At 60.2% G+C, this 17,712-nt stretch carries 16 protein-coding genes and 2 pseudogenes; 11 read left to right on the forward strand and 7 right to left on the reverse strand.

The window, feature by feature from the left end; all coding sequences use genetic code 11:
- The first annotated feature begins 98 nt into the window (after positions 1-98).
- The 3 genes from R1A29_RS06565 to R1A29_RS06575 are packed head-to-tail and all read left to right on the forward strand — an operon-like array spanning position 99 to position 1,949.
- Positions 99-599, forward strand: a complete 501-nt coding sequence (locus R1A29_RS06565) for an MFS transporter (protein WP_085710282.1) — start codon at positions 99-101, stop codon at positions 597-599.
- Between the two features lie 16 nt (positions 600-615).
- Positions 616-1,392 carry a class II glutamine amidotransferase gene (locus R1A29_RS06570; protein ID WP_003222625.1) on the forward strand — a complete coding sequence of 259 codons (777 nt, stop codon included), beginning with the start codon at positions 616-618 and terminating at the stop codon, positions 1,390-1,392.
- A 14-nt stretch (positions 1,393-1,406) separates the two neighbouring features.
- A complete protein-coding gene (locus R1A29_RS06575) occupies positions 1,407-1,949 on the forward strand; it encodes a DUF2937 family protein (protein WP_085710286.1) in 543 nt (180 codons plus the stop codon).
- 34 nt (positions 1,950-1,983) lie between these two features.
- Here the strand turns inward: R1A29_RS06575 and R1A29_RS06580 are convergent, their stop codons facing one another.
- Positions 1,984-2,895 (reverse strand): LysR family transcriptional regulator, encoded by a 912-nt coding sequence (locus tag R1A29_RS06580; protein WP_438300976.1) that lies wholly within the window; start codon positions 2,893-2,895, stop codon positions 1,984-1,986.
- Positions 2,896-3,041: 146 nt separating this feature from the next.
- Between R1A29_RS06580 and R1A29_RS06585 the strand changes: the two genes are divergently transcribed.
- The 4 genes and pseudogenes from R1A29_RS06585 (at position 3,042) to R1A29_RS06600 (ending at position 6,754) form a co-directional block, all read left to right on the forward strand.
- Positions 3,042-4,328, forward strand: a complete 1,287-nt coding sequence (locus tag R1A29_RS06585; protein ID WP_085710290.1) for an MFS transporter — start codon at positions 3,042-3,044, stop codon at positions 4,326-4,328.
- A gap of 60 nt (positions 4,329-4,388) precedes the next feature.
- Entirely contained in the window at positions 4,389-5,141 is a 753-nt protein-coding gene (locus R1A29_RS06590; protein ID WP_438300977.1) for a 5-oxoprolinase subunit PxpA, read from the forward strand.
- A pseudogene (locus R1A29_RS06595) lies at positions 5,138-5,843 on the forward strand (5-oxoprolinase subunit B family protein). The gene R1A29_RS06590 and the pseudogene R1A29_RS06595 overlap by 4 nt, the downstream one beginning before the upstream one ends.
- A complete protein-coding gene (locus tag R1A29_RS06600) occupies positions 5,840-6,754 on the forward strand; it encodes a biotin-dependent carboxyltransferase family protein (protein WP_438300978.1) in 915 nt (304 codons plus the stop codon). Before R1A29_RS06595 ends, R1A29_RS06600 begins: the two are co-directional and overlap by 4 nt.
- A 36-nt stretch (positions 6,755-6,790) precedes the next feature.
- On the opposite strand, the gene R1A29_RS06605 is transcribed toward R1A29_RS06600, so the two are convergent.
- Together R1A29_RS06605 and R1A29_RS06610 are read right to left on the reverse strand one after the other, a co-directional pair.
- Positions 6,791-7,969 (reverse strand): vWA domain-containing protein, encoded by a 1,179-nt coding sequence (locus tag R1A29_RS06605; protein ID WP_007956512.1) that lies wholly within the window; start codon positions 7,967-7,969, stop codon positions 6,791-6,793.
- A 12-nt stretch (positions 7,970-7,981) separates the two neighbouring features.
- Positions 7,982-8,827 (reverse strand): AAA family ATPase, encoded by an 846-nt coding sequence (locus tag R1A29_RS06610; RefSeq protein WP_076566454.1) that lies wholly within the window; start codon positions 8,825-8,827, stop codon positions 7,982-7,984.
- A 225-nt stretch (positions 8,828-9,052) separates the two neighbouring features.
- On the opposite strand from R1A29_RS06610, the gene R1A29_RS06615 reads away from it, so the two are divergent.
- Positions 9,053-9,355 carry a DUF2442 domain-containing protein gene (locus R1A29_RS06615; protein WP_438300979.1) on the forward strand — a complete coding sequence of 101 codons (303 nt, stop codon included), beginning with the start codon at positions 9,053-9,055 and terminating at the stop codon, positions 9,353-9,355.
- Here R1A29_RS06615 and R1A29_RS06620 read toward each other — a convergent pair.
- A complete protein-coding gene (locus tag R1A29_RS06620) occupies positions 9,315-10,391 on the reverse strand; it encodes a DUF748 domain-containing protein (protein ID WP_438300980.1) in 1,077 nt (358 codons plus the stop codon). The genes R1A29_RS06615 and R1A29_RS06620 overlap by 41 nt on opposite strands.
- A gap of 128 nt (positions 10,392-10,519) precedes the next feature.
- Between R1A29_RS06620 and cysK the strand changes: the two genes are divergently transcribed.
- The gene (cysK, locus tag R1A29_RS06625) at positions 10,520-11,494 is read left to right on the forward strand and encodes a cysteine synthase A (protein WP_085710303.1); all 975 of its coding nucleotides are present in this window, start codon (positions 10,520-10,522) and stop codon (positions 11,492-11,494) included.
- A 187-nt stretch (positions 11,495-11,681) separates the two neighbouring features.
- Positions 11,682-12,621 (forward strand): annotated as a pseudogene (locus R1A29_RS06630) (aspartyl/asparaginyl beta-hydroxylase domain-containing protein).
- A 252-nt stretch (positions 12,622-12,873) separates the two neighbouring features.
- Here R1A29_RS06630 and R1A29_RS06635 read toward each other — a convergent pair.
- Positions 12,874-13,320 (reverse strand): hypothetical protein, encoded by a 447-nt coding sequence (locus R1A29_RS06635; RefSeq protein ID WP_438300981.1) that lies wholly within the window; start codon positions 13,318-13,320, stop codon positions 12,874-12,876.
- Between the two features lie 532 nt (positions 13,321-13,852).
- On the opposite strand from R1A29_RS06635, the gene R1A29_RS06640 reads away from it, so the two are divergent.
- On the forward strand, positions 13,853-14,716 hold the full coding sequence (locus tag R1A29_RS06640; RefSeq protein WP_432218895.1) for a DMT family transporter: 864 nt from the start codon (positions 13,853-13,855) through the stop codon (positions 14,714-14,716).
- A 58-nt stretch (positions 14,717-14,774) separates the two neighbouring features.
- Here the strand turns inward: R1A29_RS06640 and R1A29_RS06645 are convergent, their stop codons facing one another.
- Both R1A29_RS06645 and R1A29_RS06650 read right to left on the reverse strand, forming a co-directional pair.
- Positions 14,775-15,683, reverse strand: coding sequence for a DMT family transporter (locus tag R1A29_RS06645; RefSeq protein ID WP_408986320.1), 909 nt, complete (start codon positions 15,681-15,683; stop codon positions 14,775-14,777).
- An 84-nt stretch (positions 15,684-15,767) separates the two neighbouring features.
- Positions 15,768-17,393 (reverse strand): methyl-accepting chemotaxis protein, encoded by a 1,626-nt coding sequence (locus tag R1A29_RS06650; RefSeq protein WP_438300982.1) that lies wholly within the window; start codon positions 17,391-17,393, stop codon positions 15,768-15,770.
- Between the last annotated feature and the right edge of the window lie 319 nt (positions 17,394-17,712).

Here is a 17,712-nt window from a genome sequence, read left to right on the forward strand (position 1 = left end):
GAGGGCTCTCGAACATGACAAATGAGGACCGCACGGACGGCGGGGAAGCCTGATGTGCGAAAAGTCGTTACTATAAGCGCCTCTTTGCCTGCCTTGCCATGGACACCATGACCGAGAACGACTATCTGATCGCCTGGGGCCTCTACGCCTTTGCTGCCGTAGGCTGCCTGTTGGTATGGATGCGCATGACCCGCTGGATGTGGCGCTGGCTGCGCGAGCCGCTGCGTGTGCTGATGGCGGTGTTGCTGTTCAGCCCGACCATCATCGATCCGGTGAAGGAAAAATTCGCCCCGGCCGTCGCCATCACGGCGCTGGACCTGGCGTTCAAGGTCGGCAACAACGCCTGGCGGGCGATTTCCGAATTGCTCATGTACGCGATGATCGCGTTCGGCCTGTACCTGATTTTCGTGCTGATCCGCTTCCCGATCGAACGCGCTTCGAAGGCGCGCAAGGAACAGGCCGAGGCCGCCCGCGCAGCCGCCCGTGCCGAAGACGAGCGTGACGGCGATCAACCGTTCGGCGGCGCCGGCGATGATCGTTACGGCCGTCCACCGCTGCCGAGCAATCCGCAGCGCGGGCGCGTCGAGCCGCGTCTGTAATCACGAGAGCCCGCACATGTGTGAACTATTGGGCATGAGCGCCAACGTGCCGACCGATATCGTGTTCAGCTTCACCGGGCTGATGCAGCGCGGCGGTCGCACCGGTCCGCACCGCGATGGCTGGGGCATCGCCTTCTATGAAGGTCGCGGGCTGCGGCTGTTCCAGGACCCGGCAGCCAGCTGCGAGTCGGAAGTCGCCAATCTGGTGCAGCGTTATCCGATCAAGAGCGAAGTGGTGATCGGCCATATCCGTCAGGCCAACGTCGGCAAGGTCTGCCTGTCCAACACCCATCCGTTCGTCCGCGAACTGTGGGGACGCAACTGGTGCTTCGCGCACAACGGCCAGCTCGCCGATTTCACCCCGATCAAGAGTTTCTACCGCCCGGTCGGCGATACCGACAGCGAGGCGGCGTTCTGCGATTTGCTCAACCGCGTACGTGCAGCGTTTCCGGAACCGGTCGATATAGAAGTGCTGCTGCCGGATCTGGTCGCGGCTTGCGCCGAATACCGCAGCAAAGGCGTGTTCAACTGCCTGCTCAGCGACGGCGACTGGCTGTTCTGCTATTGCTCGACCAAACTTGCGCAGATCACCCGGCGCGCACCGTTCGGCCCGGCACGGCTCAAGGACGTCGATGTGATCGTCGACTTCCAGGCCGAAACCACGCCCAACGACGTGGTCACGGTGATTGCCACCGAACCTCTGACCGAAAACGAAACCTGGACCCGCTACGAACCGGGCCAATGGAGCCTGTGGCGACGCGGCGAATGCGTCAGCCAGGGCACGACCGAATAAAGGATCTCTCCTCGATGTTGCTCAGTTATCTACGGCTGGTGTTGTTTGCGGCGGGCCTGTTGATCGGTGTCCAGGTGCCGGGATTCATCAACGATTACGCCAAGCGGGTCGAAGCGCATCTGATCGAGGCGCAGACCGGTCTGCGTGGCTTCCAGGGCACTGCCGAGCAGTTCTTCAAGGGCGATTTGCAGGCACTGGTCGCTCACTATCGCGCCAGTGAAGACCCGGTGTTTCGCAGCGATGCCGACAGCCTGAGCACCTTGCTCAACCGTCAGCTGGCGCTGGACAAGCAATTCCAGGCGATGCAGGGCCCGTGGTATATCCGCTTCCTGCAAGTGGTGCTGGCTGCCGATCCGGATATCCGCAAGGAAACCTGGAACGGCTACAGCTACCAGATTCTGCTAACACCGGAAGCGATGATCTGGGGCATGAGTGGCGCGCTGCTGCTGTCGTTCGGCCTCGAATGCCTGTTCCGTCTGATCGACTGGGTGGTGCTGGGCGGCAAGCGCCTGCGCCAGAGCCGGCCGATCGAAGACCGGGATGTGCGCGGGCTGTAAACCTCGATGCATCGTTCCCACGCCGTGGGAACGATCAACTCAGAACGATGTAATCCGTGCCCACCTTGCGCGCATACCCCTCCAGCACCTGCTGACACAACGTCACAATCTCTTCGACCCATTCCACACCTACTCGCCATGACACCACCACTTGTAGAGCGGGTGGTCGTTGATCGATGTCGAGCAGGGTCAGTTCACCCCGCGCCAGTTCCTCGGCCACCAGCGCCGGTGGCAGTGCGCCAATGCCGAATCCGTCGCGCAGCAGCCGGGTGATCGCCGACACCGAGTTCACACAGTTCAAGCGTGGCGCCAGCACGCCCTGGGCCTGCATCAGCGCCAGAATGTCCTGATGCGGCCGGGAGTTTTTCGAGTAGGTGATGATCCGTTCCTGCGCCAGGTCGGCGAGGTTTGCGTAGTCGCGGTTGTAGATCGAATTGCTGGCGACGATCCAGCCGATAGGGTGGCTGGCCAGCTCCAGGCTGCGCACGCTTTCATGGCGCACCAGATCGGTTTGCAGGATCAGATCGAGAAAGCCTTTTTGCAGCTGATCGCAGAGATTCAGCGAGGTATCCGCCACCAGCTCGATTTCCACCCGGGGATACAGATCGGTCATCTGCGCCACCAACGGGCTGAGCCAGGTGTGAATCACCGTGTCCATCACCCCGATGCGCACCCGGCCGACCTTGCTCGATCGGGTCTCGATGGACTGCTTCAGCGCTTGCATCGTGTCGAGCATCTGCTCGGCATAGTCCAGCACTTTCAGGCCTTCCGGCGTCAGGCTCACACCGCGCGAATCCCGCACAAACAGCTTCACCCCAAGCTCGCCTTCAAGCACCGCGATCCGGCTGGAGATCGAAGCCTGGGTGGTGAACAGCTTGTCGGCGGTCAGGCGAAAACTCTTCAGCCGGGCGACCCAGACGAAGGTCTCGAGAAACTTCAGGTTCATGGCAACAAATTTTTCTTATGTCTTGGGCGGGGTTTTATTCGTTGGACGCGACCGGGTGACGCACCCAAGAATCGACGCATCCGGTTCCCACGATAGGCGTCGTCGGAGCTTCGAACAAGACCAATAAAAGCCTGCGGAGACATGCCATGAGTGCGCCCGACACCCTCGACCTCCCCAAGACCACGGCCCGTCCCGGCCCGTTCGACTGGTATCGCAACATCAATCAGCAGGAGCGCCGCACCTTCTGGAGCTGCAAGATCGGCTACGGTCTGGACGGCATGGACACCCAGATGCTCAGCTTCGTGGTGCCGACGCTGATCGCGATGTGGGGCATCACCACCGGAGAAGCCGGGCTGATTCACACCAGCACGCTGATCGCCTCGGCCATCGGCGGTTGGGTGGCGGGGATTCTCTCCGACCGCATCGGCCGCGTACGTACCCTGCAACTGACGGTGCTGTGGTTCGCCTTCTTCACTTTCCTTTGTGGCTTCGCCCAGAACTACGAGCAACTGCTGATCGCCCGCACCCTGATGGGCTTCGGTTTCGGCGGCGAGTGGACCGCCGGCGCGGTGCTGATCGGTGAAGTGATCCGCGCCAAGGATCGTGGTAAAGCGGTGGGCATGGTGCAATCCGGCTGGGCGCTCGGTTGGGGGCTGACGGCAATTCTGTATGCGCTGCTGTTCTCGGTATTGCCACCGGAAGATGCCTGGCGCGCACTGTTCATCCTCGGCATCGTGCCGGCGGTATTCGTGATTTTCGTCCGCCGTCTGGTGAAGGACCCGGAGATTTATCGCGAAGCGAAAGCCAAACAAACCCCGGACAGTCCGTCGAAGTTTTACGAGATCTTCGCCCCCGGCATGCTCTTCACCACGTTCCGCGCTTCATTGCTGACCACGGGTGCCCTCGGTGGTTACTACGCGATCACCTCCTGGCTGCCGACTTTTCTGAAGAACGAGCGTGGCTTGAGCGTACTCGGCACGGGCGGTTATCTGGCGATGGTGATCATCGGTTCCTACGCCGGTTATGTGATCAGCGCCTATTTGACTGACCTGTTGGGCCGCAAGAAGAACTTCATCCTGTTCGCGGTCGGCTCGTTCACCATCGTTCTGCTCTACACCCAATTGCCGGTCAGCAACGGCGTGATGCTGTGGCTGGGCTTTCCGTTGGGTTTCTTCGCCTCGGGGATTTTCAGTGGCATGGGGGCGTTTCTCACCGAGTTGTTCCCGACGCGGATTCGCGGTTCGGGGCAGGGCTTCTGCTACAACATCGGCCGGGCGCTGGCGGCATTGTTCCCGCTGCTGATCGGCCTGCTCAGCCAGAAGGTGCCGCTGAGTGTAGGCATCGGTGCCTTTGCGGCAGTGTCCTACGGCGTGGTGATTCTTGCGGCGCTGAGCCTGCCGGAAACCCGTGGCAAGCAACTGGACGCGCAGTAACTGATAACCTGCGACAACGCCCTACGATAAAAAAAGACAAAAGCTACAGGAGTGTTCACCGTGAGCCGCCTGCTATTGAATTGTGACATCGGCGAGAGCTTCGGCAGCTGGACCATGGGTCTGGACGCGGAAGTCATGCCCTTCATCGATTGCGCCAACATTGCCTGCGGTTTCCACGCCGGCGACCCGGGCATCATGCGCAAGACCGTCAGCCTGGCCCTGAGCCACGGCGTGCAGATCGGCGCGCATCCGGCCTATCAGGATCTGGTGGGTTTCGGCCGCCGTTCCATGGCTTACGCCGCCCAGGAACTGCAAGACATCCTGCATTACCAGATCGGCGCCCTCGACGGCATCTGCCGTGCCCAGGGCGGGCGAGTGAGTTACGTCAAACCCCATGGCGCGATGTACAACGACATGATGGCCAACCCGGCGCAGTTGCGAGCAGTGATCCAGGCCGTCGCGGCCTACGACCGCAGCCTGCCGCTGATGCTGATGGCCACCCGCGACAACACGACCGCGCAACAGCTTGGCGACGAATACGGCGTGACCCTGTGGTTTGAAGCCTTCGCCGACCGCGCCTACGACAGTGCCGGCCGACTGGTGTCGCGGCAACTGCCGGGCGCGGTGCATCACGACGCCGAAACCATCATCGGGCAAGCACTGACCATCGCCCGTGGTGACAACCTCACCGCCAGCGACGGCAGCGCGCTGCACCTGCAAGCCAACACCTTGTGCGTGCATGGCGACAACGCCAGTTCGGTTGCGGCCGTGCAGCGCATTCGTCAGGCCTTGAACGAGCAGAGCGCGCCATGAATCCGCGGGTGGAAGTGGTGGCACTGGATTGCCTGATGCTGCGCCTGTTCGATGAAATCGCCGAAACCAACATGCCATGGATGCTCGCCGCCAGCGAGCGGTTGCGCACGGTGTTTGGCGCGCATCTGATCGATCTGGTGCCGTCGTACACCACGTTGATGGTGCATTACGATCTGACCGAACTGAATCCGGGCCAGGCCCGGGAATTGATTGCCGAAGCCTTGATCGACCTGTCGCCGAATGCGCGAACCGGCGGCCAGTGCCATGTGTTGCCGGTGTGGTACGACCTGAGTGTCGGCCCGGAATTGAGCCTGCTGTCGCAACGCAGCGGGCTGGCGGTGGAAGAAGTGATCCGTCGGCACAGCGCTCGGGAATATCAGGTGTTCGCGCTCGGATTCGCACCGGGGTTTGCCTTCATGGGGCTGGTGGAAGAAGTCCTGGCAGCACCGCGTCTGAATACACCACGCAAGAAAGTCGCCGCCGGCAGCGTCGGTATCGCCGAACGCCAGACCGCAGCGTATCCGGTGGTGTCTCCCGGTGGCTGGAACCTGATCGGTCGCACGCCGGCAAAACTGTTCGACCGCGAGCGCGATGGCTACAGCCTCATGCAGCCCGGCGATACCGTGGCGTTTCGAAGCGGTGAGCCACGCAGAATTCATCAACCTCGGCGGTGATGACACACCTCTGGAGGCACTGTCATGAGCCGACTGACGATTGAAGCGAGCACACCGCTGTGCCTGTTGCAGGATGCCGGGCGGTTTGGCGTGCGCCATCTGGGCGTGACCCAGGGCGGCGCGGCGGACTGGCGGTCGATGGCCTGGGCCAACTGGCTGCTGGGCAATGGCCTGGATCTGCCGGTGATCGAAATCACCCTCGGCGGGTTTGCGGTGGTGGCGGAGGACGACTGTCTGCTCGCGCTGGCCGGTGCTGATCTGGGTGCGCAGATTGATGGTGAAGCGCTGGCGCCGTGGTGCAGTTTCAAGCTGCATAAAGGGCAGACCTTGAAGTTAACCCAGCCGTTGCTGGGGGCTCGGGCCTATCTGGCGGCGCCCGGTGGTTTCAACGCGCCGAAAGTGTTGGGCAGCAGTGCGACGGTGGTGCGCGAGGAACTGGGTGGTCTTGATGGTTTTGGTTTGCCATTGGCCAAGGGTGCTTCGCTGAGTTATCAGGGCGAAACCCTGCTGGTGCGCGAGGTACCGGCACAGCATCGACCGGATCTGCGCCTCGACGCGCCGCTGGATCTGGTGCTGGGCGCGCAGATCGGTCAGTTCAGCGGGCAGAGCCTGTTCGATGCATTCAACAGTCATTGGACGCTGGACAGTCGCGCCGATCGCATGGGCATTCGGCTGCTGGGGACTGCGTTGCAGTATCAGGGCAAACCGATGATTTCCGAGGGCATTCCGCTGGGGGCGGTGCAGGTGCCGCCGGACGGGCAGCCGATCGTGTTGCTCAATGATCGGCAGACGATTGGCGGTTACCCGCGGTTGGGAGCGTTGACGCCGTTGGCGCTGGCTCGCCTGGCACAGTATCTGCCGGGGGCAAAGGTCAGATTGCGCCCGGTGGTGCAGGACGTCGCGCACCGGGAACATGTCGAATATTTGCAACGCTTTTGATCGTTCCCCCGCCATTGGCGGGGGAACCATTGCGGATTACTTGGACAGAAACCGCATCCCTTCTTCCAGCCCGCGCAACGTCAGCGGATACATCTGATCCTCGATCAAATCCCGCACGATATTGGTCGACGAGGTGTAGCCCCACGTATCTTTCGGGTACGGGTTGATCCAGATGAGCTTCTTGTATTTCTCCATGAAGCGCTGCATCCACACGTAACCCGGCTCTTCGTTCCAGTGCTCGACGCTGCCGCCGGCCTGGGTGATTTCATAGGGCGCCATGGCGGCGTCGCCGATGAAGATCACTTTGTAGTCGGCGCCGTACTTGTGCAGCAGATCCTGGGTCGAGGTGCGCTCGGAGGTGCGGCGCATGTTGTTCTTCCACACCGATTCATAAATGAAGTTGTGGAAGTAGAAGTACTCCAGATGCTTGAACTCGGTCTTGCAGGCCGAGAACAGTTCCTCGCAGATCTTCACGTGGGCGTCCATCGAACCGCCGATGTCGAACAGCAACAACAGCTTCACCGTGTTGCGCCGTTCCGGGCGCATCTGGATGTTCAGCAGCCCGGCGTCCTTGGCGGTGTGGTCGATGGTGCCGTCGATATCCAGCTCTTCCGCGGCGCCCTGGCGCGCGAATTTACGCAGGCGGCGCAGGGCGACCTTGATGTTGCGGGTACCCAGTTCCACGGAGTCGTCGAGGTTCTTGTACTCGCGCTGATCCCAGACTTTCACCGCTTTGCCCTGGCGCTTGCCGGCGTCGCCGACCCGGATGCCTTCCGGGTTGAAGCCGCCGGAGCCGAACGGGCTGGTACCGCCGGTGCCGATCCACTTGTTGCCGCCGGCGTGACGTTCCTTCTGTTCTTCCAGGCGTTTCTTGAACTCTTCGATCAGCTTGTCCAGCCCACCGAGGGACTGGATCTGCGCGCGTTCCTCGTCTGTCAGCGAACGCTCGAATTCCTTGCGTAGCCAGTCCTCGGGAATCAGCGCCTGCAAGTGATCGTCGAGCTTTTCCAGGCCGTTGAAGTAGGCGCCGAACGCGCGGTCGAACTTGTCGAAATGCCGTTCGTCCTTCACCAGGATCGCCCGGGACAAGTAGTAGAACTCGTCCATGTCGGCGAAGGTCACGCGCTGTTTCAGCGCGTTGATCAGGTCGAGCAGCTCGCGCACCGAGACCGGCACCTTGGCTGCACGCATTTCATTGAACAGGTTGAGCAACATGGCGTCAGCCTCTTAGCGGGTGCCGCGACGGCTCATGAACGCCAGGCGCTCAAGCAGTTGCACGTCCTGTTCATTCTTCACCAGCGCACCGGCCAGTGGCGGGATGGCCTTGGTCGGATCGCGCTCGCGCAGCACCGCTTCGCCGATGTTGTCGGCCATCAGCAGTTTCAGCCAGTCCACCAGTTCCGAGGTCGACGGCTTCTTCTTCAGGCCCGGCACCTTGCGCACATCGAAGAACACGTCCAGCGCTTCGCTGACCAGGTCTTTTTTGATGTCCGGGTAGTGCACGTCGACGATTTTCTGCAGGGTGCTGCGATCGGGGAAGGCGATGTAGTGGAAGAAGCAGCGGCGCAGGAAGGCGTCCGGCAGCTCTTTCTCGTTGTTGGAGGTAATGATGATGATCGGACGTTTCTTGGCCTTGATCGTCTCGTCGATCTCGTAAACGTAGAACTCCATCTTGTCGAGTTCTTGCAGCAAGTCGTTGGGGAACTCGATGTCGGCCTTGTCGATTTCGTCAATCAGCAGAATCACCCGCTCTTCGGACTCGAACGCCTCCCAGAGCTTGCCCTTCTTCAGATAGTTGCGTACGTCGTGGACTTTTTCATTACCCAGTTGTGAGTCGCGCAGACGGCTGACCGCATCGTACTCGTACAGGCCCTGATGGGCCTTGGTGGTGGACTTGATGTGCCAGGTGATCAGCTTGGCGCCGAACGATTCGGCCAGTTGCTCGGCGAGCATGGTCTTGCCGGTGCCCGGTTCGCCCTTGACCAGCAGCGGCCGCTCCAGGGTGATGGCGGCGTTGACCGCCAGCTTCAGGTCATCGGTGGCGACGTAGGCCTGGGTGCCTTCGAACTTCATCTGCTAATCCTCGAACGGTAACGCCGACCTGAACGGGCAGGGCGGGGGCGAAATAATCGGATGCCCGACTATAACGCGCGGCCCGGTCGACTGTGAACGCAGACGGCTTATTCAGTCTCTGAATGGGGCGTCACATGTTGACTCAGTTTCGGCGCAAAGCCAGCATTCAGCGATCATCGGTTTGGAAGTAGCCTGCTGAACATCTCTGAAAGAGGATCGGAACCGATGCTACCCAGGAAACGCCCCCGTTTATCGTCTATAGAACCTTTAGCGGATTTTTGTCTGGTGCTGACCTTTGTTGATGGTCAGCAGTTGCGTGTCGATTTGAGCCAGAATCTTCAAAGGTATCCGGGCCTCAAGCCATTACTTGATCCAGAGGTGTTCTGCGCAGTAACCCTTGGAGATGAGGGTTGGACCGTGGAATGGCTGGATCCGGATATTCAGCTCGGCGCCGATACCTTGTATCTGGATGCGCTCGCGCAAATACCTAGCCCGCATCCGGCTTCGGCCGCTCATACCGGGCATTGAATGCCTGAATGAATCCATTGCGCAAAATCTGCAAAAACGCTTCGAATGCGCTGATATCTTGCTGATGGACGCTGCCGCTGAGTTCGACCTTGGTAGCGAACTGGTTTTTGGCCTGGTTTTTCAGCACGGTTTCAGTGCCGCCGACCAGTGCCTCCCAGACTGAGCGGAAGATGCTTTTGTTCTTGTTCTCCACGTCCTGCTGCCAGTTGAACACTTCGACATCGCGCAGCAACGGCTTGATGTAGCCGGTGAGCTGGGCTTTTTTGGCCTGGGCTTCGATGACCACATCGCCGTGGCCGGCGTTGAAGTCGAATTTGCCGTAGGCCGAGGCGAAGTCGTTCATGCGTTTGAGTTCGAGGTCGCGGGCGCGCAGGCGGAACTCGAAATCCTCGAAGTTGCTCAGCGGGTCGAAGGTGGCGGAGGTTTCCAGTGGTGCCTGGCCGAGCAGCAGGGCCTTGCCTTCGAAGCGGGCATCGCGCTTGCCTTTGGAGTCAACGACGTTTGTCAGGTTGTAAATACTGGCCTCGACGTTGGTGGCATTCATGTTCACGGGCGGTTTCGAGTTGAAGTTGCGGAAACTGATGCGGCCGTCGTGGATCTGCACTTCGTCGAGGGTGATCGGCAGCAGCTTGCCCAACTGCGCGCGCCAGTCGGTGCCTTTACCGGTCTGGGAGTTCTGCTTGTTGGCGCCGCCATCGACGAAGTTGACTTCGGGTTTGAAGAATTTTACCTGTGCCACCACCGCGTGGTCGTACCACAGTGAATGCCAACTGACGGACAAGTCGATCAGCGGCGCGTTGACGAACGGCACCGGGACCTTGCCGTCCACCTTGACGATCTTCAGGCCGTTGATCTTGTACGCGCCACGCCACAGAGCCAGATCGACATCGGTGATCTGACCTCGGTAGTCGCCCATGTTGGCCAGCTTGTCATTCAGATAGTTGCGCACGACGTACGGCAGGGCGATGTGCAGGGCGATCAGCAGTACGACGACGGTGCCAAGTATCCACAATGGCCAGCGGTAGCGACGCTTCATAGGGGCGATTCCCGAAGGGTGTACAGCGATTGACTGTTGGCGGTTGCAGACGTTCGACCCGACTGGACTGGCAGGAGCAACAGGCTTACCTTGGAGAGCTGAATTCAACGCTGCACAAGGACCCAGCCATGAGCCGTATTTTTGCTGACAACGCCCATTCCATCGGCAATACGCCGCTGGTGCAGATCAACCGCATTGCGCCCCGTGGCGTGACCATTCTGGCCAAGATCGAAGGTCGCAACCCGGGCTACTCGGTGAAATGCCGGATCGGCGCGAACATGATCTGGGACGCCGAAAGCAGCGGCAAACTCAAGCCGGGCATGACCATCGTCGAGCCGACTTCGGGCAATACCGGCATCGGCCTGGCCTTCGTGGCGGCCGCTCGCGGTTACAAACTGATGCTGACCATGCCGGCCTCGATGAGTATCGAACGGCGCAAGGTGCTCAAGGCATTGGGTGCAGAGCTGGTGCTGACCGAACCAGCCAAGGGCATGAAAGGCGCGATCGAAAAGGCTGCCGAGATCGTTGCCGGCGACCCGGGCAAATATTTCATGCCGGCCCAGTTCGACAACCCGGCCAACCCGGCCATCCACGAAAAAACCACCGGCCCGGAAATCTGGAACGACACCGACGGTGCCATCGACGTGCTGGTGGCGGGCGTTGGCACGGGCGGAACCATCACCGGCGTCTCGCGGTATATCAAGAATACGGCGGGCAAACCGATTCTCTCGGTAGCGGTGGAGCCCGTGTCTTCGCCGGTGATCACTCAGGCGCTGGCCGGTGAAGAGATCAAGCCGAGCCCGCACAAGATTCAGGGTATTGGCGCCGGTTTTGTACCGAAGAATCTGGATTTGTCGATGGTGGATCGGGTCGAGCGCGTGACCGACGAAGAGTCCAAGGTCATGGCGCTGCGTCTGATGCAGGAAGAAGGGATCTTGTGCGGCATCTCCTGCGGCGCGGCGATGGCTGTCGCGGTGCGCCTGGCGGAAACCCCGGAAATGCAGGGCAAGACCATCGTGGTGGTACTGCCGGACTCCGGTGAGCGTTATCTGTCGAGCATGTTGTTCAGCGATCTGTTCACCGATCAGGAGAATCAGCAGTAAGCGTCCCGTTGATTCAGGTCAGCCAGGGTTCAGGCTCGTTATGTTAATTAGTGCTTTGTTGCGCAATTCTTAACACTGAATCTTGGGTCGGGCGGGTTTTTCCCGGAGCCGGTAGTGTTTATCATGGCCGGCCGCCATGTCGGGTAAATGACATGGCGTGGCGTTGTCTTTTTTCAAGGAGTCGTTGATGACCTTTTCGTTGGCCGCCAAGGTGTTGGTGTTGCTGCTGTTCGTGAGCAGCATCCTCTACGTGCATTTGCGCGGCAAGGCGCGTTTTGCCGGTGCTGCGCCAGTTCGTCAACCATTCGGCGCTGTTCGCTCCGTACAACGCCTTGATGTACCTGTTTTCCGGTGTGCCGTCCAAACCGTACCTGGACCGCAGCAAGTTCCCGGAACTGGACGTGCTGCGCGACAACTGGGAAACCATCCGCGACGAAGCGATGCACCTGTTCGACGAGGGTTACATTCGCGCTGCCGAGAAGAACAACGATGCCGGTTTCGGCTCGTTCTTCAAGAAGGGCTGGAAGCGTTTCTACCTCAAGTGGTACGACAAACCGCTGCCTTCGGCCGAAACCCTGTGCCCGAAAACCGTGGCGCTGGTGAGTGCCATCCCCAACGTCAAGGGCGCGATGTTCGCGCTGTTGCCGGGCGGCAGCCACTTGAACCCGCACCGTGATCCGTTCGCCGGTTCCCTGCGCTATCACCTGGGGCTGTCGACGCCGAACTCCGACGATTGCCGGATCTTTGTCGACGGTCAGGTCTACGCCTGGCGTGACGGTGAAGACGTGATGTTCGACGAGACCTATGTGCATTGGGTCAAGAACGAAACCGAACAGACCCGCGTCATCCTGTTCTGCGACGTCGAGCGTCCGCTGAGCAACCGCCTCATGACCCGCATCAACCGCTCCATCAGTGCCTGGCTGGGCCGCGCCACCGCACCGCAGAACCTCGACGACGAGCGCGTCGGCGGGATCAACCAGGCCTATGCCTGGACCAAGAACTTCAGCGACCGGTTCAGCGGCGTGGTCAAGCAGTGGAAGCGCCGCAATCCAAAGGCCTACCGTGTGATGCGGCCAGTGCTGGCGGTGGTGGTGTTGACGTTGCTGGGGTATTGGCTGTTTGGTTGAGGCTGGATGCAGGCAATAAAAAACCGCTCACAAGGAGCGGTTTTTTATTGCCTGCGAGTCAACGCCGTCCAGCGAGAACGTCGGGTTCGCCTTCTATACCTGTAGTCAGTAGCTGAAGAAAGCGCTGCTGATTGGTTGATAGCTCGGAGGAAGCAAGCCTTTCATCCGTTTTGATTGATCTTTTCTTGGTAGGGGATTTTTTCACGGATCTGCGCATGAGCCCGCCCTCGTTGATCATTACTTGAACAGTTTTCACGATACTTTACTCTCCACTGCGAGGACAAGGCGGCCTTCCAGATCAATTTTGAAGCCGAGTTTTGTATAAACAGGCATTGCTTCTTGTAGTGGCTCCTGGACTTCAATCCACTTACTGCCGATTATTTGCGCAAACTCATCAATGGCCATCATCGCCAGAACCGCAATACGCTTTTTAAGCGGGTGAAGCGCTCCGGGTTGTCCCTCCAGTCGCACGATTCGAATTCTCTGGCGGCTTTTATTCGGGTTGGCGAAACACAGTCCGCACAGCTGTTCTTCAAACCAGATCGCGATATCCAGGGATAAGGGTTCTCGTGACTTCCATGCGGCAATCTCTCGCCAGCTAAAGTGTGGATTCTCCCAAAGCTCAAAGGCGCTCAATGCTATGGCATCAATGGGTTCGAAGCGGATCTTCGAAAAATCTGCTCCGTCATGAAACTGCATTCTGTGAGTCGCGATACCTGCTTGCTTTCTGGCCTCTGACCGATACAACTGATACCGCAAATACGTCCTTTCTCTTGGCATATGATTTCGAGCATTCCATGTCTCCCCATCAGTGGGTGTAGCCGTTGCTCAACAGCCTATTCAGCTCTCGCTCATCCGTCGCTAGCGGCCCTTTGCCCAACTCATTGCAATCCATGTCGCAGGCTGGTTATAGTCGGCGCTCGTGAGTTCTACGGCTCACCTTTCAATCCCTCGAAAAAGATCAGCCCAGATGCCTGCATCCCTCATCAACGCGGTAGTCGATTCAGCGGTCAACGCTGGCGTCGTGCCGTGCGGGAATCAGCAGCCTGTGCAGATCAGCCATTACCCCCCACCTGTCAGTAGCACGCCGGTGTGCGCAGTCGTATCACCGCCGGGCGTTGGCGTTTCGGGCTGATCAGCGTTTTCTGCTGACCCCTGTGCCCGCCTGAAAAAACCTACTGAATTTCAGCTTCGGCTGAGTTGGCTATTTGCCTGACTACAGGTGGTATTCATGTTTGTCCTTTCGAAAAAGTCCGCGCTCGCGGCGGCGTCCACGAGCCTGTTCGTTCTGCTTTGGAGCAGCGGGGCGATCTTCTCCAAGTGGGGGCTGGCCCACGCTTCGCCCTTTGCCTTTCTGCTGATCCGTTTTGTGATTGCTCTGTGCGGGCTGGTGCTGCTGGTGCCGTTGCTCAAGCTGAAACTGCCCAAGGGCGGCCGGCCGATGCTGTATGCGATGGCTACCGGAGTGGTGCTGTTGGGGGCTTATCAGATCTTTTATCTGCTGGCGCTGGATCTGAAGGTCACCCCCGGGGTGATGGCGACCATCATGGGCGTACAGCCGATCCTCACCGTGGTGATCATGGAGCGGCAGCGCTCGGCGAGCAGGATCTTCGGCCTGGCGCTGGGGTTGGCCGGTCTGATCATGGTGGTTTACCAGGGCATCGGCCTGGCCGGGATGTCGCTGGCGGGGATGCTGTTCGGTTTGTTGGCATTGGCGAGCATGACGTTCGGCTCGATCATGCAGAAACGCATCACCGACAATCCTCTCGGCACACTGCCGGTGCAGTATCTGGCAGGACTGTTGTTGTGCGGGATCTTCGTGCCGTTCCAGCCGTTCCACTTCGAACACAGCGCAGGTTTCATTGTGCCGGTGTTGTGGATGGGGCTGGTGGTTTCCGTGCTGGCAACGTTGCTGCTGTATCGACTGATCGCCCGGGGCAATCTGGTGAATGTCACCAGTCTGTTCTATCTGGTGCCGGCCGTGACGGCGGTGATGGATTACCTGATCTTCGGCAATCGCCTGGCCGCGTTGAGCGTGTTGGGGATGCTGTTGATCATCGTCGGTCTGGTATTCGTGTTCCGTAAAACGGCGTAACAGCTACAAATGAAAAAGGCCCGGGAGGAAACTCCCGGGCCTTTTTTGCATCTGTCGATCAGCGAGTCGCGACTTCTGCCGGTTTCACCGCCGCCGGCTTCAATACCAGCCACAGCGCAATCGCGATCAACACCCCGCCATACACATGGGCCATCGACAGCGGTTCGTCGAGAAACAGCGCGCCCCACAACACGCCGAACGGTGGGATCATGAAGGTCACCGTCATCGATTTCACCGGCCCGATGGAGCTCAGCAGGCGGAAGTAAATGATGTACGCAAACGCGGTGCAGCCCAGACCCAGGCCCAACAGCGACAGCCAGACATTCCAGCCGCCCCAGCTCACAGGTGGCTGGGTAATGACGCTGTAGCCGAACAGTGGCAGCAGGAACAGCGTCGCACCGAGCATGCTGCCCAACGCCGAAAGACGACTGTCGAGCCCGCCGGCCTGATCCAGCCAGCGCCGGGCGAGGAAACCGGCGAAACCGTAGCAGGTCGTTGCGAGCAGGCAGGCAACGGCCCCCATCAACAGCGGCAGGTCGAACGCGACCGGGCCGGCGCGGGTCAGCACGCCCACGCCGAGCAGACCAAGAAACACCCCGGCCAGTTTGGCCACCGTGAGTTTTTCACTGAAGAACAGCCCGCCGATCAACACGCCCATCAGCGGCGTGGTGGCATTGAAGATGGCGGAGTACCCGGCCGGCAGCACCTGGGCGGCGACGGAGTACAGGGTGGCCGGAACGCCGGAGTTGATCACGCCCAGCATCATCACGGTCTTGAGTTTGCCTTTGAAATCCCAGCTGATACGCATCAGACCAAGGATCACCAGCAAACCGACCGCCGCGATCGAGACCCGGAAAAATCCGGTCGGAACGGTGCCGATCGCGGGGGCGATGATGCGCATGAACAGGAAGCTCGCACCCCAGATCGCAGCCAGCGACAACATGCGGAAAATATCGACAGGGCTCACGGGTAACTCCTTCCTTGATGGGGACGAGAGTGTTGCCGAGCGCCCTGACGATGGCAACCGCTAATCGGGCATTTAATTTCCCCGTCAGAGCACGAAGCGCGTCACCAGGCCGTTGAGGTCGACGGCCAGACGCGACAGCTCCTGACTGGCGGCAGAGGTCTGGGTCGCGCCGGCGGCGGTTTGTGTGGACAGATCGCGGATGGTCACCAGGTTTTCATCGACTTCCCGGGCCACCAGCGCCTGTTGCTCGGCGGCGCTGGCGATCACCAGATTGCGCTGGTTGATCTGCGAGATCGACGCGGTGATTTTCTCCAGTGCATGGCCGGCACTGTTGGCCCGGCGCAGGGTCTGGCTGGCCTGTTCGGCACTGCTTTGCAACGCGCCGACGGTGGCACCGGTGCCTTGCTGGATGCTGCTGATCATCAGCTCGATTTCTTCGGTGGAATTCTGCGTGCGCTGGGCCAGCGAACGGACCTCGTCGGCAACGACTGCAAAGCCACGTCCTGCCTCACCGGCCCGCGCCGCTTCAATGGCGGCATTGAGCGCCAGCAGGTTGGTCTGCCCGGCGATGCCGCGAATCACTTCCAGCACCTTGCTGATGTCCTGGGCCTGGGTCGCCAGGCCCTCGGCCTGTTCGGAGGCACCGAGCACCGCGCTGACCAATTCCTGAATCGAACTGATGGTCTCGCTGACCTGCACGTGCCCGTGCTTGCTGTCTTCGTTCGAGGCTTCGGACGCTTCGGCGCTGGACACCGCATTGGCAGCGACTTCATCCACCGCCGTGCTCATCTCGGTGACGGCCGTGGCAGCCTGTTCGATCTGGTCGTTCTGCTGCTGCAGGCCGCGGGTGCTTTGCTCCATCACCGAACTCATTTCCTCGGCGGCGGAGGCCAGCTGTTGGGCCGATTCGCTGATACCGCGAATGGTCGAACGCAGATTGCTCTGCATTTCGGCCAGCGCGGTGAGCAACTGCGCCGCTTCATCGCGGCCCTCGCTGTCGATGCGGCCGCTGAGGTCACCGGAGGCGATCCGTCGGGCCACGCTCAGTGCCTGATTGATCGGTGCGGTAATGCTGCGGGTCAGCAGCCACGCCAGCAGCAGGGTGGCGATCAGGGCGATGACGATGATTGTCGCGACGATCCACAGTGACTGCTGATAGGTCGCGGCAGCGGATTTTGCGGCGGCATCGGCGCCTTGCTGATTGAGGGTGATCATTTGCTCCAGGGTCTTGTCGAGCACGCTGCCCTGAGGCGCCAGTTCAGTGGTCAGTCGCGTATAGGCCTGTTCGTTCTGCCCGGCGTCGATCTGTTTGATGATCTGGTCGAGGATGCTCAGGTACTTGGCGGTGTCGGCGCCCAGACCTTCCAGCATCGCCCGTTCCTGATCGTTGGCGAGCAGGGCTTTGTGATCGTCGAGGCGCTTGAGCAACTCCTGACGTTGCGCCGTGAGAATGCCCTTGCTGCGTTCGCGCACAGCGGCCTGGGTACTGGTGATCAGACGCAGGGATTCGAGGCGGATGCTGGCGATGTTCGCCGCTGCGTCATGGATGCTTTCGATGCTGGGCATCCACGATTCTTCGATCACCGCTGCGCTTTCACGCAGGGCCTTCATCTGGCCCAGACCGAACAGGCCAACCACCATCAGCAGACTGGCCAGAACGGCAAAACTCAAACTGGCGCGCAAACCTATGCGCAGATTCCGGATAGACATCAATGTGCTCCTTGAACGTTGAGAAAGAGGGCGTCCTCGTGGGCCGAGGATCTTGTTGTGAGGCGGGTGATGGCGGGCTGTATATCAAAGTGCCATCACCTTGGTAAGGTCACTGTGCAATCAAGGTCGCGGGCGATGGACGGGAATGCGCAGGCAGAGCAAAGCCGCGGAATAGAGATGTCACGGTTTGATTGGATCCGAAACCCAGAGAATTCGCGGGCTGGCGCCGAGCGGCAGGAACTGCCGGTTGAAGTGTTTGCTGACCGAACGGTCGATTAAAAAAAACTTTGATAAAAACTGTGTCGCTGTACAAGCCGGT

This window comes from Pseudomonas sp. NMS19W, from assembly GCF_051554255.1.
In the GTDB taxonomy this organism is placed as follows: Bacteria; Pseudomonadota; Gammaproteobacteria; order Pseudomonadales; family Pseudomonadaceae; genus Aquipseudomonas; species Aquipseudomonas kribbensis.

What these genes read in the sequence shown, in the direction of transcription:
- R1A29_RS06620 (WP_438300980.1), bottom strand. Translation starts at nt 10,391, where the DNA reads ATGAAGCGTCGCTACCGCTGGCCATTGTGGATACTTGGCACCGTCGTC.
- R1A29_RS06585 (WP_085710290.1), top strand. Translation starts at nt 3,042, where the DNA reads ATGAGTGCGCCCGACACCCTCGACCTCCCCAAGACCACGGCCCGTCCC.
- R1A29_RS06565 (WP_085710282.1), top strand. Translation starts at nt 99, where the DNA reads ATGGACACCATGACCGAGAACGACTATCTGATCGCCTGGGGCCTCTAC.
- cysK (WP_085710303.1), top strand. Translation starts at nt 10,520, where the DNA reads ATGAGCCGTATTTTTGCTGACAACGCCCATTCCATCGGCAATACGCCG.
- R1A29_RS06610 (WP_076566454.1), bottom strand. Translation starts at nt 8,827, where the DNA reads ATGAAGTTCGAAGGCACCCAGGCCTACGTCGCCACCGATGACCTGAAG.
- R1A29_RS06570 (WP_003222625.1), top strand. Translation starts at nt 616, where the DNA reads ATGTGTGAACTATTGGGCATGAGCGCCAACGTGCCGACCGATATCGTG.
- R1A29_RS06640 (WP_432218895.1), top strand. Translation starts at nt 13,853, where the DNA reads ATGTTTGTCCTTTCGAAAAAGTCCGCGCTCGCGGCGGCGTCCACGAGC.
- R1A29_RS06575 (WP_085710286.1), top strand. Translation starts at nt 1,407, where the DNA reads ATGTTGCTCAGTTATCTACGGCTGGTGTTGTTTGCGGCGGGCCTGTTG.
- R1A29_RS06650 (WP_438300982.1), bottom strand. Translation starts at nt 17,393, where the DNA reads ATGTCTATCCGGAATCTGCGCATAGGTTTGCGCGCCAGTTTGAGTTTT.
- R1A29_RS06605 (WP_007956512.1), bottom strand. Translation starts at nt 7,969, where the DNA reads ATGTTGCTCAACCTGTTCAATGAAATGCGTGCAGCCAAGGTGCCGGTC.
- R1A29_RS06635 (WP_438300981.1), bottom strand. Translation starts at nt 13,320, where the DNA reads ATGCAGTTTCATGACGGAGCAGATTTTTCGAAGATCCGCTTCGAACCC.
- R1A29_RS06600 (WP_438300978.1), top strand. Translation starts at nt 5,840, where the DNA reads ATGAGCCGACTGACGATTGAAGCGAGCACACCGCTGTGCCTGTTGCAG.
- R1A29_RS06615 (WP_438300979.1), top strand. Translation starts at nt 9,053, where the DNA reads ATGCTACCCAGGAAACGCCCCCGTTTATCGTCTATAGAACCTTTAGCG.
- R1A29_RS06580 (WP_438300976.1), bottom strand. Translation starts at nt 2,895, where the DNA reads ATGAACCTGAAGTTTCTCGAGACCTTCGTCTGGGTCGCCCGGCTGAAG.